The organism is Microbacterium sp., assembly GCF_031180975.1.
Classification (GTDB): domain Bacteria; phylum Actinomycetota; class Actinomycetes; order Actinomycetales; family Microbacteriaceae; genus Microbacterium.
Map to the genome: position 1 here is coordinate 213,044 of NZ_JAPSLI010000003.1, position 15,351 is coordinate 228,394.

Here is a 15,351-nt window from a genome sequence, read left to right on the forward strand (position 1 = left end):
GCGGTTCAGTCCTGGAACGGTCGCGCCACGACTTCGCCGGATGCCGTCAGCAGCACTTCCCATCCGGCATCCAGCTCGGCGATCGGCCGCCCCTCCAACCAGGTGAGCGTCCAATGCCCGGCGGCCGGGGCCAACTGCGCCTCCACGTCGGCGATCGCGGGGCGCAGGGCCGCAGGGACGGATGCCGGCGGCTCCGCCCCAGCGGCCCAGCGCGTGCCGAGCTGCATCACACCTCCACAGGGGCGAGCTCGATGTCGGTGACCGAGAACTCGTCCGCCTCAGCGAAGTTCAGTTCGGCGATGCGGCCCACCGCTCGCAGGTCGTCGCCGGCCGTGCGCAGCGCGTCGATCCGGTCGGCGGGTGCCGCGATCGTCGCCCGCGCCACCGGCGTCTTCTGCGAGGCCTTCGCCTCGGTCTTGGCACGGCGGATGCCGATCAGCGCCTCGCTCGCGGCGGCGAGCACGGCGGTGTCGCCCTCGATGCCCAGCGGCTCCGGCCAGGGCGCCGTGTGGATCGAACCCTCCTCGAACCAGGACCACGCCTCCTCGGTCGCGAACGACACGATCGGGGCGAGCAGCCGCAGCAGGGTCGACAGCGCCAGCCGCAGGGCGAGGGCCGCGGAGGCCTGCCCCACGTCGGCCTGGTTGTACGCGCGCTCCTTCACCAGTTCCAGGTAGTCGTCGCAGAACGTCCAGAAGAACGCCTCGGTGACCTCCAGCGCACGCGCCTGGTCGTAGCTCTCGTACGCCTTGGTCGCCTCGCGCACCACGCCGTCCAGCGCCGTGAGCATCGACGCGTCCAGCGCGTGCGTGATCTCCGCGCCCTCGGGAACGGGGAAGGAGAGCACGAACTTCGCGGCATTGAGGATCTTGATCGCCAGGCGGCGGCCGATCTTCACCTGCGTCGGGTTCTGCGGGTCGAACGCGGCGTCCATGCCGAGTCGGCTCGACGCCGACCAGTAGCGCACCGCGTCCGAACCGTGCTTGTCGAGGATGTCGGCCGGGGTCACCACATTGCCCTTCGACTTCGACATCTTCTTGCGGTCCGGGTCGACGATGAAGCCCGAGATCGCGGCGTTCCGCCACGGCGAACGGGCGTCCTCGAGAGTGGAGCGCAGCATGGTGGAGAACAGCCAGGTGCGGATGATGTCCTGTCCCTGGGGGCGCAGGTCGAACGGCGCCACCAGGTTCCACAGCTCCTCGTCGCGCTCCCAGCCGCCGGCGAGCTGCGGCGTCAGCGACGACGTCGCCCAGGTGTCGAAGATGTCCTTCTCACCGTCGAACCCGCCCGGCTTTCCGCGCTGGTCCTCGGTGTATCCGGTGGGGACGTCGCTGGTCGGGTCGACGGGCAGCTGCGAGGCATCGGGCACGATCACGCGGTCGTAGTCTCGCTCGCCGTTCTCGTCCAGCGCGTACCAGACCGGGATCGGCACGCCGAAGAAGCGCTGCCGCGAGATGAGCCAGTCGCCGGTCAGGCCGCCCACCCAGTTCTCGTACCGCACACGCATGAAGTCCGGATGCCAGGTGAGGTCGCGGCCGTTCTCGATGAGCGTGTCGCGCAGGTCGGCGTCGCGCGCGCCGTTGCGGATGTACCACTGGCGGGTGGACACGATCTCGAGCGGTCGGTCGCCCTTCTCGTAGAACTTCACGGCGTGGTTGAACGGCTTCGACACCGAGAGCAGCTCGCCCGATTCCTGGAGCAGCTCCACCACGCGCTTGCGGGCGCTGAAGACCGTCTTGCCGGCGAGCTCGGCGTAGGCGGCGCGCCCGGCATCCGTCGAGATGGCCTCGGGGGCGTCGGCGAGCACCCGGCCGTCCTTGCCGAGGATGGTGCGGTTCGGCAGGTCCAGCTCACGCCACCACACGATGTCGGTCACGTCTCCGAAGGTGCAGATCATCGCGATGCCGGATCCCTTGTCGGGCTGCGCGAGATGATGGGCGAGCACCGGCACCTCGACGTCGAACAGCGGGGTGCGCACCGTGCTGCCGAAGTACGGCTGGTAGCGCTCGTCGTCCGGGTGCGCGACGAGTGCCACGCACGCGGCGAGCAGCTCGGGGCGGGTGGTCTCGATCTCGATGTCGCCGGAGCCGTCCGTCTTGTGGAACGCGATGCGGTGGAACGACGCCTGCTGGTCGCGGTCCTCGAGCTCGGCCTGCGCGATCGCGGAGCGGAAGTCGATGTCCCACAGGGTGGGGGCCAGCGATTGGTACGCCTCCCCGCGCTCCAGGTTGCGCAGGAACGCCAGCTGGCTCTGCCGGATGGTGTCGTCGGAGATGGTGCGGTAGGTCTGCGTCCAGTCCACGCTGAGCCCGAGCTGGCGGAACAGGGACTCGAAGTGCTTCTCGTCCTCGACGGTCAGCTTCTCGCACAGCTCGATGAAGTTGCGGCGGCTGATCGGCACCTGATCAGCGGCGCGGCTGGACTTGTTGTCGCCGCCCTCGAACGGGGGAGTGAAGTCGGGGTCGTACGGCAGGGACGGGTCGCAACGCACGCCATAGTAGTTCTGCACGCGGCGCTCGGTGGGCAGGCCGTTGTCGTCCCAACCCATCGGGTAGAACACGTAGCGGCCGCGCATGCGCTCGAAACGCGCCTTGATGTCGGTGTGCGTGTACGAGAACACGTGCCCGATGTGCAGGCTGCCGGATGCCGTCGGCGGGGGAGTGTCGATCGAGTACACGCCGTCCCGGCCGGATGCTGCGGCGCGGGCGCGGTCGAACAGATAGGTCCCCTGCGCGGACCAGCGCTCACCCCACTTCGCTTCGAGACCTTCCAGGGCGGGCTTGTCGGGAATCGTGGACATGAAGGTCTCCTTGAGCGATGTGTGCGGCACTGTGTGAGCGTGCCTGAGTGTGGGTTGTCCGGACAGTCTAACGGGGGCCGGCGGCGGATAGCATGGAGAGTCATCCCTTCCGCACCGTCTCGAGGTACCCGCATGCCCGCATTCCCCGTGCGCCGACTCCTTCCCCTGGCCGCGATCGCCGCGGCATCCGCCCTGCTGCTCAGCGCGTGCGCCGGGCCGGCGACCGGCGGATCCGGCGAGGCCGACCCGGATGCCGAACTGGTGTGGGCCATCGAGGGCGCCAACCTCTCAGCGGGGCACATGGACCCGCAGATCAGTCAGCTCGACGTGTCGGCGATGGTGCAGCGGCAGGTGCTCGACTCGCTCGTCTTCCAGGAGAAGGACGGCACGTTCTCGCCGTGGCTCGCCGAGGACTGGACGGTATCAGAGGACGGTACGACCTACACGTTCGAGCTGCGCGACGACGTTGTCTTCCACGACGGCGAGCCGTTCGATGCGGCCGCGGTGAAGGCGAACTTCGACCGCATCATCGCGCCGCAGACGGCATCCGCGCAGGCTGCGAGCATGCTCGGCGGCGAGCTGTACGAGAGCACCGAGGTGCTCGGCGAGCACACCGTGGCAGTGCACTTCCGCAGCCCGTACGCGCCGTTCCTGCAGGCCGCCAGCACCGCTCAGCTCGGGTTCTGGTCGCCGAAGGCGATCGAGGAGTCCGGCGACGAACTCAAGGCCGGTGGCCCCGGCGTCAACGTCGGCACCGGTCCGTTCGAGCTGACTGAGTACACCCCGAAGCAGGAGATCGTCTACGCGCGCAACGAGGACTACGCGTGGGGTCCGCACGGCGAGAAGGCGCCGGAGTTCGCCACCCTCCGCGTGCAGCTGCTGCCGGAGGCGTCCGTGCGCGCCGGGGTCGTCGAGTCCGGCGAGGCCGACATGGCCAGCCAGCTGCCGCCGAACGTGGCCGCCGGGCTGGACGAGTCGCTTACCGTCGAGTCCATCGAGTACCCGGGTATGCCGTACTCGCTGTTCCTCAACGAGGCGTACGGCGTGTTCGCCGATCAGAAGGTCCGCCAGGCGTTCTCGCGCGCGATGGACGTGGATGCCGCAGTGGAGGAGATCTTCCACGGTCAGTTCCCGCGGGCGTGGAGCATCCTCAGCTCCTCCACTCCCGGGTACGACGCGGGTCTGGAAAAGTCCTGGCCGTTCGACCAGGATGAGGCGAACCGTCTGCTGGACGAGGCCGGCTGGACCGAGCGCGACGCCGACGGCATCCGCATGAAGGACGGCAAGCGCCTCTCCGCCCGCTGGATCGCGTGGACGCCGATCCCTGACGACCGCGCGGCGCTCGCCAACGCGATCCAGTCCGATCTGGCGCAGGTCGGCTTCGAGATCAAGCGGGAGGCCCTCGAACCGGGCGCGTACAACGAGCAGTACGGACCGAAGACCTTCGACATCACCGACTGGGGCTTCTCCGGGGTCGACCCGGACCTGCTGCGCAGCCACCTCGGCACCGACGGCTTCCAGAACGCGTCGCAGGTCGCGAACGCCGAGGTCGACGCACTGCTCGAGGAGGGCCTCAGCACCACCGATGTCGACGCCCGTAACGCGGTGTACACCGAGCTGCAGCAGTGGAACGCCGAGCACGTGGCGATCGTGCCGCTGTACACGCCCTCGCTGATCACCGCCGTGAACGACTCCGTCGACGGGCTCGAGTACGACCTGTACGGCCGCCCGCTGTTCTACGCGGCGACCGTCAGTCGCTGATCTCGGCGGGGCGTTGAGCGATCCGAGGGCGAGACGCAGGGCCGTGCCGGTCCGGGTCGGCGGGCTGCTGGCATCCGTCGTCGTGGTGCTGTGGGGTGCCGCGACGCTGGCTTTCCTCGCCTTCCGCGTGATCCCCGGCGACCCGGTGTCGGTGATGCTCGGACCCCAGGCGCAGGTCGGCGAGGAGACCAAGCAGGCCATCCGTGCCGAGCTCGGGCTCGACCGGCCGCATCTGGAGCAGTACGCCGACTTCCTCACCCGGCTGCTGCGCGGCGACCTGGGCGAGTCGTACCAGCTGCGGATGCCGGTCGCCGAGGTCATCGGCCGGCAGCTCGCGCCGACGCTGCAGCTGACCGCGGCGGCGCTCGTCATCGCCGGCCTCCTCGCGCTCGCCGGCGCCCTGCTCGCTCGTCGCGGCGCGGCGCGCGCCGCCGCCGTCACCGTGGAGTTGATCGTGCTCTCGTCTCCGGTGTTCTGGATCGGCCTGGTGCTGCTGGGGGTGTTCGCGTTCGGGCTGGGCTGGTTCCCGGTCGCGGGCAGCAGGACGCCGGCCACCCTCGTGCTGCCCGCGGTCACCCTGGCGCTGCCCGTCGCGGCGCTGATCGGCCAGGTGCTGCGCGACGGTGTCGACGAGGCCGAACGACAGCCGTTCGCCGAGACCGTCCGCGCCCGCGGGGCGGGCCCGGCGTGGCTCACGCTGCGGCACTCGCTGCGGCACGGAGCGGCCGGAGCGCTCACGCTCACCGCCTACCTGGTGGGCTCCCTGCTGGGCGGTGCGGTGCTGGTGGAGACCGTCTTCGCGCGCGCCGGGATCGGCAGTGTCACCCTGTCGGCGATCGCCGACCGCGACCTTCCCGTCGTCACCGGGGTGATCATGCTCAGCGCGCTGGTGTTCGTGATCGTCAACGTCATCGTGGAGCTGCTGCATCCCGTGCTCGACCCGCGGCTGCGCACGGCCGCGGCGTTCGTGGCGGCTCCCGAGCTCGGGGAGCGGCGATGAGTCGGCCGGCGGTCCGCAGCACGCGCCGCGGCGTCGATCCGCGCCGGCCCCTCGGCGTCGGTTTCTGGGCGTGCACGGCCTTTCTCGTGCTGGTCGCGCTGGCGGGGGTGGCTCCGGGACTGCTTTCCTGGCACGACCCGCTGCAGACCGAGGTGCGCGCGGCGCTCGAGGCGCCCAGCGCCACGCACTGGTTCGGCACCGATCAGAGCGGCAGGGACGTGTTCGCCCGGGTCGTGCACGGCACCCGAGCGTCGGTGGGCATCGGGCTGCTCGCCACGGCGCTCGCCCTCGGCACGGGGCTGCTGATCGGCTCACTGTCGGGGATCGCGCCTCGAGTCGTCGACGCGGTGCTGATGCGCGCCACCGACGTGCTGCTGGCGTTCCCCGAGTTCCTCACCGCCCTGGTCATCGTGGCGGTTCTGGGCCCCGGACACGCGAACGTGGCGATGGCCGTCACGATCGCCGCGGTCCCGGTGTACATCCGTCTCGCCCGCACCCGCACGCGCACCCAGCGGATCGCCGAGCACGTCGAGGCGGCGCGGATCCTCGGGGTCGGACCGGTGCGGGCGTTCCTGCGGCATGTCGTGCCCGCGGTGCTCGGCTCGCTGAGCGTGCTCGCGACGATCGGGATCGGATCCAGCATCCTCGCCGCGGCCGGGCTCAGCTTCCTGGGACTCGGACCCGCTGAGCCCGCGCCGGAGTGGGGGCTCATGCTGGCCGGCGGACGTAACGTGCTCGGCAGCGCATGGTGGGTGTCGGTGTTCCCCGGCGCGGCGATCACCGTCACCGTCATCTGTGCGACGGTCGTCGGACGAACGCTCCGCGCACGGAGCGAGGGGCGGGCATGACGGATGCGCTGAGGCTGGACGGGCTGCGGATCGTGATCGGCGGGCGGGCGGTGGTCGACGACGTCTCGTTCGCCGTTGCGCCGGGGGAGTGCGTCGCGATCGTCGGGGAGTCGGGGGCGGGGAAGTCGCTCACCGCTCGTTCCCTGCTGGGACTCCTGCCGGCGGGGGCGACCGTCGAGCGGCGCCGGCTCGAGATCGGCGGCGGCGACGCGACACGGTTCGGCGAGCGGGACTGGCGACGGCTGCGCGGACGATCGATCGCGCTGGTCTCGCAGGACGCACTCGCCGCCCTCGACCCGCTGCGGCGGATCGAGGCGGAGGTCGCAGAGCCGCTGGAACTGCATGGACTGCACCGCGACGATCGGCGCGCACGGGTGCTGGAGCTGCTCCGTCGGGTGTCGATGCCGGACGTCGAACGTCGGGCGCGCGCCTACCCGCACGAGCTCTCCGGCGGCCTGCGTCAGCGCGCACTGATCGCCTCGGCGCTCGCCGGTGAGCCCGCGGTGCTCGTCGCCGACGAGGCGACGACGGCGCTGGACGCGACCGTGCAGGCGCGGATCCTCACACTGCTGCGCGGCATCGCGGATGCCGGCACAGCGGTGGTCTTCATCAGCCACGACTTCGCCGCTGTGCGCCGCATCGCCGACCGGGTGCTGGTGATGCGGCACGGCCGGGTGATCGAGCACGGGCGCACGGCGGAGGTGATGAGCGCCCCGATCTCGGATCACACCCGGGCGCTGGTCGAGGCGGGAACCGCGCATCTGCGGCCGCGCGCACAGGTCACGGGCGACGCGCTGCTCACCGTGGAGCGCGTGACCAAGAACTTCGATCGGCCCGCCGTGCGCGACGCGAGCTTCGCATTGGCCGCCGGAAGCACGCTGGGGATCGTCGGGGAGTCCGGGTCGGGGAAGACGACTCTGGCCCGGATGCTGGTCGGCGCGACCCGCCCTGACTCCGGCGCGCTGCGGTGGACAGCCCCGCAGAGGGTGCAGCTCGTGCACCAGAACCCGCTCGCCGCATTCGATCCTCGTTGGACGATCGGCCGCTCGCTCGGCGAGGCGCTGGAGGCCGGCGGCGTGCCGCGCGCGGACCGCCGCCGGCGCGCAGCGGGGCTGCTGCGCGAGGTCGGCCTCGACGCCGACCTGGTCGGCCGGCGCCCTGTCGAGCTCTCCGGAGGGCAGCGCCAGCGGGCCGCGATCGCCAGGGCGCTCGCCGCCGATCCCACGGTGCTGGTGCTCGACGAGCCGGTATCCGCCCTGGACCCGACGGTGCGCGAGCGGGTGCTGGACCTGCTCGCCCGACTGCAGCGGGATCGCGCCCTGACCATGGTGTTCGTCTCCCACGACCTCGCCGTGGTGGCCCGCGTCTGCGACGACGTGCTGGTGATGCAGGACGGGCTCATCGTCGAGCAGGGGCCGGTCGCGGACGTGTTCGCCGCCCCGCGGCATCCCTTCACTCGGGAGCTGCTGGCCGCCGCAGGGTGACTATGGCGCTCAGGGCGGGCGCGCGCTATATTGCTAGCATGCAAGCGTCGGAAGCGAAGGTGCAGTTCAACGTCTATCTGCCGCCCGAAGTCGTGCGGGCCATCAAGCACCGCGCGATCGACGAGGGCCTCAGCCTGTCGGCGCTGGTCGAGAAGGTGCTGCGCGAGTACACGGGGGAGTCATGATCACCGTCCAGCAGATCCTGTTCACCGGCGACACCGAGCGGTGGTGGGCGCTCGCCGAGCAGCTCGGCTTCCGGCCGGCGTTCGAGCCGACCCCGGAGTGGGCGGAGTTCGACGCGGGCGGCGTGCTGGCCGTGCACGCCACCGCCGACCGGCATCCCGCGAACGAGGCGGACCTGCACCTGCTCGTGGACGACCTGGAGGCTGCGGAGCGGCGACTCGGCGACCTGGACGTGACCCGCTCGCACATGGACGGGGTCGGTGAGCTGCTCACCGTGCGGGCCCGCTCGGGCGTCGTCGTCACGGCATCCGCCGGCGCGCGCCGGGCGCACAGCGACACGATCGCCGTGCAGCCCATCTGGTTCCAGCCCGATGTCGGCGAGGCGCGTGCGATCCTCGAGGCGTTCGGACTGCGGGCGCACCTCGCCGCTGACCGCGGCGGATGGATCGAGATGCACGCCGATGGCGGCGGCACCGTCGGCATCCACTCCGGCGAGGAGGCCGGGATCGGCCGGTCCTTTGTCGCCCACGACCTCGACGCGCTGGCCGCATGCCTCGCGGATGCCGACTTCCCGGCATCCGTCATCGACGAGGCGCACGGCCGGAGCCTGCGCATCCTCGACCCCGACGGCGGCCAGGACATCTGGGTCAACGGCGTTCAGGACGACCTGTACGGCTACCACCGCGTGAGCTGACCGCCGGGCGTTCCGTCGGATTTGTGTGCTTCGCTCGGACCGGAACGCTGCTTCGGATCCGAGGGAACCGCACTTCTCCGAGGCAGGGTGCGCCCGGCATCCCTCTCCACAGTCGACCGAGTCGGGCGACTTGTCCACATCTCCCGGCTGGAAGGGGCGGATGCCGCAGGCGGGCGGGGCATGGTGGACGGATGCCGCACACCGACCTCATCGTCACCGCCGTCGCCCGCCTCGGCGGTGTGACCCGCACAGCCCGCCTCATCGAGCTCGGATTCAGCAGGCGGGATCTCCACGCAGCCGTGCAGGCAGGATCGCTGATCCGGCCACGGCGCGGCTGGGTCGCCTGCCGGGACGCCGATCCGCTGCTCGTTCGCGTTGCAAAACTGGGCGTGATCCTCACCTGCCGAACACAAGCCAAACGGCTCGGACTGTGGGTGCATGACGACTCCGGCGTGGCTCACGTCGCCGTCGATCCGAAGGCCACGGGCGGCAGACGCATCGGTGCGCGGATCCATTGGTCACAGCCGCTGGTTCCCCGCCACCCCGACGCGCTGGAGGACCCGATCGAGAACGTGCTGGCCAATATCGCGGAGTGCGAGCCGTTCGAGCAGGCACTGGCGACGTGGGACTCCGCCTTCCACGCGGGCCTCGTGGAGATCTCCGCCATGGCGCGGCTGCCGCTGCGACCGGCCGCCTGACGCGTCCTCGGGTGCGCGACTCCGTTCTCCGACGCCGGGCTGGAGACCTATCTGCGCGCGCGTCTGCGCTGGCTGCGCGTGCCGATCCGGATCCAGACCTGGATCGCGGGTCACCGGGTGGACGCACTGATCGGCGATCGGCTGGTGTTGCAGATCGACGGGGCCACGCACGTCGGTGCGCAGCGGTCGGAGGACATCCGTCACGACGCCGAGCTGAAGCTGATGGGGTACCACGTGATCCGGGTCTCGTACACGCAGGTCATGTTCGAGTGGCACGTGGTGCAGGACCTGATCATGCGCGCCATCGCTCAGGGACTGCACCGCGCCGCCTGAGCGCGACGCTTCCCTCGGATTTGTGCGCTTCGCTCGGACCGGAACGCGGGTTCGGATCCGAGGGAACCGCACATCTCCGAACGAACGGACCGGCCGACCACGCGCGACGAACGGATCCGCGTAGAATGGAGCAATCAGCATCGATCCGGCCATCACCGGGGAGCTCTCGGAAGAACACTTCGACAGGCTCAGTGCCAGCGCAGCAGGTCGAGGCAAGTAGAACCGAGCGGGTCAGGCCCGTCACAGCCGCAGTGAGAGTGATTGTTGGGCCCTTCGACAGGCTCAGGGACCCAACAATACGCGGGGTGGTACCGCGGTCCGCAAGGGTCGTCCTCGCAGCAGCATCCGCCCACGATCACTGCGAGAGACGATGACCTACCCCCGCCCTTCGACAAGCTCAGGGACCCAGCAAGGCGCCTCTTTCGGACCTGGCGCCGTCACGCCCAGCCCGCGTTTCCCCGAGATCGAGCGCGAGGTGCTCGAGTTCTGGAAGGCCGACGACACCTTCCGAGCATCGATCGCGCAGCGCGAGGACGCGGAGGAGTGGGTCTTCTACGACGGCCCGCCGTTCGCGAACGGCCTGCCGCACTACGGTCACCTGCTGACCGGCTACGCCAAGGACGTCTTCCCACGCTTCCAGACCATGCTCGGCAAGAAGGTGGACCGCGTCTTCGGCTGGGACACGCATGGCCTTCCGGCTGAGCTGGAGGCGATGAAGCAGCTCGGGATCACCGAGAAGAGCGAGATCGAAGAGATGGGCATCGACGTCTTCAACGCGAAGGCGCGCGGCTCGGTGCTCGCGTACACCCGCGAATGGGAGGACTACGTCACCCGTCAGGCGCGCTGGGTCGACTTCGAGCGCGGCTACAAGACGCTCGACCTCGGCTACATGGAGAGCGTGCTGTGGGCGTTCAAGACGCTGTTCGACAAGGGCCTCGCCTACGAGGGCTATCGGGTGCTGCCGTACTGCTGGCGCGACGAGACCCCGCTGTCGGCGCACGAACTGCGCATGGACGACGACGTGTACCAGATGCGCCAGGACCCGTCGGTCACCGTGGCCTTCCCGCTCACCGGCGAGCGCGCGCAGGCACTCGGCCTCGACGGCGTCCGGGCGCTGGCCTGGACCACCACGCCGTGGACGCTCCCGACGAACCTCGCGCTGGCGGTCGGCCCCGACATCGAGTACGTCGTCGTCCCGGCCGGCCCGAATGGCGCGTCGGATGCCGCCGGCGCTTCGACCGGCTCAGCGACTCAGCAGGGCGAGGGCCGCTATCTTCTCGCCCGCGAGCTCCTGGGCGGCTACGCCAAGGATCTCGGCTACGACAGCGCCGAGGAGGCGCTCGCCGCCGTCGAGGCGACGCACCGCGGTGCCGCACTCGCCGACGTCGAGTACGAGCGGCTGTTCGACTACTACGCGGACACCGAGACATGGGGCACGCAGAACGCGTGGCGGATCCTCGTCGACGACTACGTCACCACCGGCGACGGCACCGGCATCGTCCACCAGGCGCCCGCCTACGGTGAGGACGACCAGCGGATCACGGGCGCCGCCGGCATCCCGACCATCATCTCCCTCGACGACGGCGGCCGCTTCCTGCCGCAGGTGACCGACGTCGCCGGCGAGCTGTGGATGGACGCGAACACGCCGCTCGTCCGACTGATCCGCAACGCGGGGCGCCTGCTGCGCCTGCAGAGCTACGAGCACTCCTACCCGCACTGCTGGCGGTGCCGGAACCCTCTGATCTACAAGGCCGTGTCGAGCTGGTTCATCCGGGTCACCGACATCAAGGACGACCTGCTCGCCAACAACGAGCGGATCACCTGGGTGCCCGACAACGTCAAGCACGGCCAGTTCGGCAAGTGGCTCGAGGGTGCGCGTGACTGGTCGATCAGCCGCAACCGGTACTGGGGATCGCCCATCCCGGTGTGGAAGAGCGACGACCCCGAGCACCCGCGTATCGACGTGTACGGCTCACTGGAGGAGCTCGAGCGCGACTTCGGCATCCTGCCGCGCAACCCGGAAGGCGAGGTGGACCTGCACCGCCCCTACATCGATTCGCTCACGCGTCCCAACCCGGACGATCCCACCGGCAAGAGCACGATGCGCCGCATCGAGGACGTCTTCGACGTGTGGTTCGACTCGGGATCGATGCCGTACGCCCAGGTGCACTACCCGTTCGAGAACCAGGAGTGGTTCGACACCCACGCCCCGGCGGACTTCATCGTGGAGTACATCGGTCAGACCCGCGGCTGGTTCTACGTGATGCACGTGCTGTCGACCGCCCTGTTCGACCGCCCGGCGTTCACGGGCGTCAGCTGCCACGGCATCGTGCTGGGCAACGACGGCTACAAGATGTCGAAGTCGCTGCGCAACTACCCGGACGTCTCCGAGGTGTTCGATCGCGACGGCTCCGACGCGATGCGTTGGTTCCTGATGTCGAGCTCAGTGCTGCGCGGCGGCAACCTCGCCGTGACCGAGGAGGGCATCCGCGCCGGCGTGCGCGAGTTCATCCTGCCGCTGTGGAACTCGTGGTACTTCTTCGCCACTTACGCGAATGCCGCCACCGGCGCCCCGGTCGTTGAGCGAGCGGAGCGAGACGAAACGCCCGGCTACGAGGCGCAGTGGCGCACCGACTCCACCGACGTGCTGGACCGCTACATCCTGGCCCGCACCGGCGACCTCGTCCGCGAGGTGCGCGCGGACCTGGAGGGCCTCGACTCGACGACCGCCTCCGCGCGCCTGCGGGACTTCGTGGAGGTGCTCACCAACTGGTACATCCGCCGCTCCCGCGACCGGTTCTGGACCGGCGTGTCTGACGACCCGAAGAGCCGGGAGTGCTTCGACACGCTGTACACCGTGCTCGAAACCCTCACCCGTGTGGCCGCGCCGCTGGTGCCGCTGATCAGCGAGCACGTCTGGCAGGGGCTGACCGGCGAGCGCAGCGTGCACCTCACCGACTGGCCCGACGCCGACGCGTTCCCCGCCGCCGACGACGTGCGCGACGCGATGGATGCCGTCCGTGAGCTGTCCAGCGTGGGCAACGCACTGCGCAAGAAGGAGAAGCTGCGAGTCCGCTTGCCGCTCGCGCGGCTCACCGTGGTGTCGCCCCTCGCCGCCGACCTGGCGCAGTTCGAGGACATCCTCCGCGAGGAGCTCAATGTGAAGACCGTTGAGCTGGTGCCGCTGACCGACACCTCCGCCGCGGAGTACGGCATCAGCCACCGGCTCAGCGTGAACGCGCGCGCCGCCGGCCCTCGCCTCGGCAAGGAGGTGCAGCGCGTCATCCGCGCGGCCAAGGAGGGTTTCTGGACCGAGGAGAACGGCGTGGTGACCGCCGACGGCGTCGTGCTCGAACCCAGCGAGTACGAGCTGGTGCTGGAGACCACCGGCCGCCCGGAGGGGGAGGCGCTCGCGCTCGTCCCGTCCGGCGGCTTCGTGCTGCTCGACACGGCGACCACGCCGGAGCTGGAGGCCGAGGGGCTGGCCCGCGACGTCATCCGCGCCGTGCAGGACACCCGCAAGAACGCCGGCTTCGACGTCAGCGACCGGATCCGCCTCGAACTGCGGTTCGATGACGCCGCCGACAGGGATGCTGTCGCCGCGGCCTTCGATGTCGCGGACGTCGCCGGTGAGACCCTCGCCCTCGAGCACCGGATCCTGGGCGCCGGTGAGGCGCTGGCGGATGCCGAGCACACCGCCGACATCGCCAAGGGGACCTATGCGAACCGTGGCGCCTTCACGGTCGCCGTGACGCGGCGCGGCGCTGCGGCGCCCGAGGCACTGAGCGAGCGGAGCGCGGCACTGTGAGCGACGTGCAGCGAGCGGATGCCGTATACGACGCCCTGCTGGCCAGGGCGGGGGAGCGCTGGGTGCAGCCGCGCAAGGAGCGGGTCGCCCGCATCCTGACGCTGCTCGACGACCCGCAGCGCACCTACCGGGTGGTTCACATCACGGGGACCAACGGCAAGACGTCCACCGCCCGGATGATCGAGAGCCTGTTGCGCGCCCACGGGCTGCGCACCGGGCTGTTCACCAGCCCGCACCTCAAGCGGTTCACCGAGCGGATCATGATCGACGGCGAGCCGATCGCGGATGCCGCGGTCGCCGACGCCTGGGACGAGATCGAGCCGTTCGTGTCGATCGTGGATGCCGAGCTGGAGGCCTCCGGCGAGGCGCCACTGACCTTCTTCGAGCTGCTCACCGTCCTGGCGTTCGTGGCAGCGGCCGACGCACCCGTCGACGTGCTCGTGCTCGAGGTCGGCATGGGCGGGTCGTGGGACTCGACGAACACCGCCGACGGTGACGTCGCCGTGTTCGCCCCCATCGACCTGGACCACGCCGACCGCCTCGGCGACACGATCGAGGCCATCGCCGAGGTGAAGGCCGGGATCATCAAGGACGGCGCCGCCGTCGTCTCCGCACAGCAGACGCCGGAGGCCGCCGCGGTGCTGCGCCGGGTGGCATCCGACCGCGACGCGACGATCGCGTTCGAGGGGGAGCAGTTCGGCCTCTCCGAGCAGAAGCTCGCCGTCGGTGGGCAGCTGCTCTCGATCCGCGGTCTCGCCGGCGACTACGCCGACGAGTACCTTCCGCTGTACGGCGCCCACCAGGGGCGCAACGCCGCCCTTGCGGTCGCCGCGGTGGAGTCGCTGATCGGCGGCGCATCGCAGCCGATCGCCGGTGACATCCTCGCGGAGGGCCTGCAGAACGCGACCTCGCCCGGTCGTCTGCAGCTGATCGGCATCTCGCCGACAGTGGTGGTGGATGCCGCGCACAACCCGCACGGCGCCGCGGCGCTGGCCCGCTCGCTCGGCGACAGCTTCGACTTCGACGAGTGGGGCCTCGTGCTCGGCGTACTCGCCGACAAGGACGCCGCCGGCATCCTCGACGGCCTGCTGCCCGCCGTCACCGAGGTGTTCACCACCGCCCCCGGCTCGGACCGCGCCGCCGACGCCGACCTGGTCGCCGACCTCGTCGAACAGCGCGGCCGCCGCGCCACGGTCCACGAGTCGCTCGCCGAGGCCGCGGATGCCGCACGCGAATGGGCCGCGGCCTCCGACCGCCGCGCCGTCATCATCGCGGGCTCGATCGTGCTCGCCGGGGAGGCGCTGCTGCTCGCCGAGGACGAGGACTGGAAGAGCGGGTGGCGCGGATGAGCGCCCGCGCTCGCGGGACGCGAACCCTGGCGCAGAAGCTCGGCGCCATCGTGCTCGGGTTCGAGGCGATCGTCGTGATCCTCGCCGGCCTCACGATCTACGGGCTGCGGGCACTGCCCGACGGCATCCCGCAGTGGTGGGCGATCGCCGGGGGCGCCCTCGTCGCGGTGGCGATGGTCGCCGTCGCCGGCGCGATCGCGCGGCCGTGGGCCGTTCCGGCCGGCTGGGCGCTGCAGGCCGTGGTGCTCGCGGGGGCGTTCCTCGAACCGGCGATCGCCTTCGTCGCGCTGATTTTCGGCGGCATGTGGGCGTATGCGACGATCGTGGGGGCCCGGATCGACCGACGAGGTCCCGCCGGGACCACGCCCGACACTCAGACAGAGAGCGAATGAC

13 protein-coding genes are annotated in these 15,351 nt (G+C 70.5%); 11 read left to right on the forward strand and 2 right to left on the reverse strand.

Annotated elements, in window-relative coordinates; all coding sequences use genetic code 11:
• Positions 1-5: 5 nt before the first annotated feature.
• On the reverse strand, positions 6-227 hold the full coding sequence (locus RIF65_RS05805) for a hypothetical protein (RefSeq protein ID WP_309066264.1): 222 nt from the start codon (positions 225-227) through the stop codon (positions 6-8).
• A complete protein-coding gene (valS, locus tag RIF65_RS05810; RefSeq protein WP_309066263.1) occupies positions 227-2,800 on the reverse strand; it encodes a valine--tRNA ligase in 2,574 nt (857 codons plus the stop codon). The genes RIF65_RS05805 and valS overlap by 1 nt, the downstream gene beginning before the upstream one ends.
• A 132-nt stretch (positions 2,801-2,932) precedes the next feature.
• Here valS and RIF65_RS05815 point away from each other — a divergent pair, with 132 nt between their 5' ends.
• From RIF65_RS05815 to RIF65_RS05865, 11 genes are all read left to right on the forward strand, one after another.
• Entirely contained in the window at positions 2,933-4,561 is a 1,629-nt protein-coding gene (locus tag RIF65_RS05815) for an ABC transporter substrate-binding protein (RefSeq protein ID WP_309066262.1), read from the forward strand.
• Positions 4,562-4,604: 43 nt separating this feature from the next.
• Positions 4,605-5,561, forward strand: a complete 957-nt coding sequence (locus tag RIF65_RS05820) for an ABC transporter permease (RefSeq protein WP_309066261.1) — start codon at positions 4,605-4,607, stop codon at positions 5,559-5,561.
• Complete coding sequence (locus tag RIF65_RS05825) at positions 5,558-6,409, forward strand: ABC transporter permease (protein ID WP_309066260.1); 852 nt, start codon at positions 5,558-5,560, stop codon at positions 6,407-6,409. The genes RIF65_RS05820 and RIF65_RS05825 overlap by 4 nt, the downstream gene beginning before the upstream one ends.
• Positions 6,406-7,893: an ABC transporter ATP-binding protein gene (locus RIF65_RS05830; protein WP_309066259.1), complete on the forward strand. Its 1,488-nt coding sequence runs from the start codon at positions 6,406-6,408 to the stop codon at positions 7,891-7,893. Before RIF65_RS05825 ends, RIF65_RS05830 begins: the two co-directional genes overlap by 4 nt.
• Before the next feature lie 38 nt (positions 7,894-7,931).
• Positions 7,932-8,078, forward strand: coding sequence for a CopG family transcriptional regulator (locus RIF65_RS05835; protein WP_309066258.1), 147 nt, complete (start codon positions 7,932-7,934; stop codon positions 8,076-8,078).
• Positions 8,075-8,770: a hypothetical protein gene (locus RIF65_RS05840; protein ID WP_309066257.1), complete on the forward strand. Its 696-nt coding sequence runs from the start codon at positions 8,075-8,077 to the stop codon at positions 8,768-8,770. Before RIF65_RS05835 ends, RIF65_RS05840 begins: the two co-directional genes overlap by 4 nt.
• Before the next feature lie 191 nt (positions 8,771-8,961).
• On the forward strand, positions 8,962-9,468 hold the full coding sequence (locus RIF65_RS05845; RefSeq protein ID WP_309066256.1) for a type IV toxin-antitoxin system AbiEi family antitoxin domain-containing protein: 507 nt from the start codon (positions 8,962-8,964) through the stop codon (positions 9,466-9,468).
• A gap of 51 nt (positions 9,469-9,519) precedes the next feature.
• The gene (locus RIF65_RS05850) at positions 9,520-9,801 is read left to right on the forward strand and encodes an endonuclease domain-containing protein (RefSeq protein WP_309082499.1); all 282 of its coding nucleotides are present in this window, start codon (positions 9,520-9,522) and stop codon (positions 9,799-9,801) included.
• 370 nt (positions 9,802-10,171) lie between these two features.
• Complete coding sequence (gene ileS / locus RIF65_RS05855; RefSeq protein WP_309066255.1) at positions 10,172-13,609, forward strand: isoleucine--tRNA ligase; 3,438 nt, start codon at positions 10,172-10,174, stop codon at positions 13,607-13,609.
• Entirely contained in the window at positions 13,606-14,958 is a 1,353-nt protein-coding gene (locus RIF65_RS05860; protein WP_309066254.1) for a bifunctional folylpolyglutamate synthase/dihydrofolate synthase, read from the forward strand. The genes ileS and RIF65_RS05860 overlap by 4 nt, the downstream gene beginning before the upstream one ends.
• Positions 14,955-15,350, forward strand: a complete 396-nt coding sequence (locus RIF65_RS05865; RefSeq protein WP_309066253.1) for a DUF4233 domain-containing protein — start codon at positions 14,955-14,957, stop codon at positions 15,348-15,350. Before RIF65_RS05860 ends, RIF65_RS05865 begins: the two co-directional genes overlap by 4 nt.
• Position 15,351: the final 1 nt, after the last annotated feature.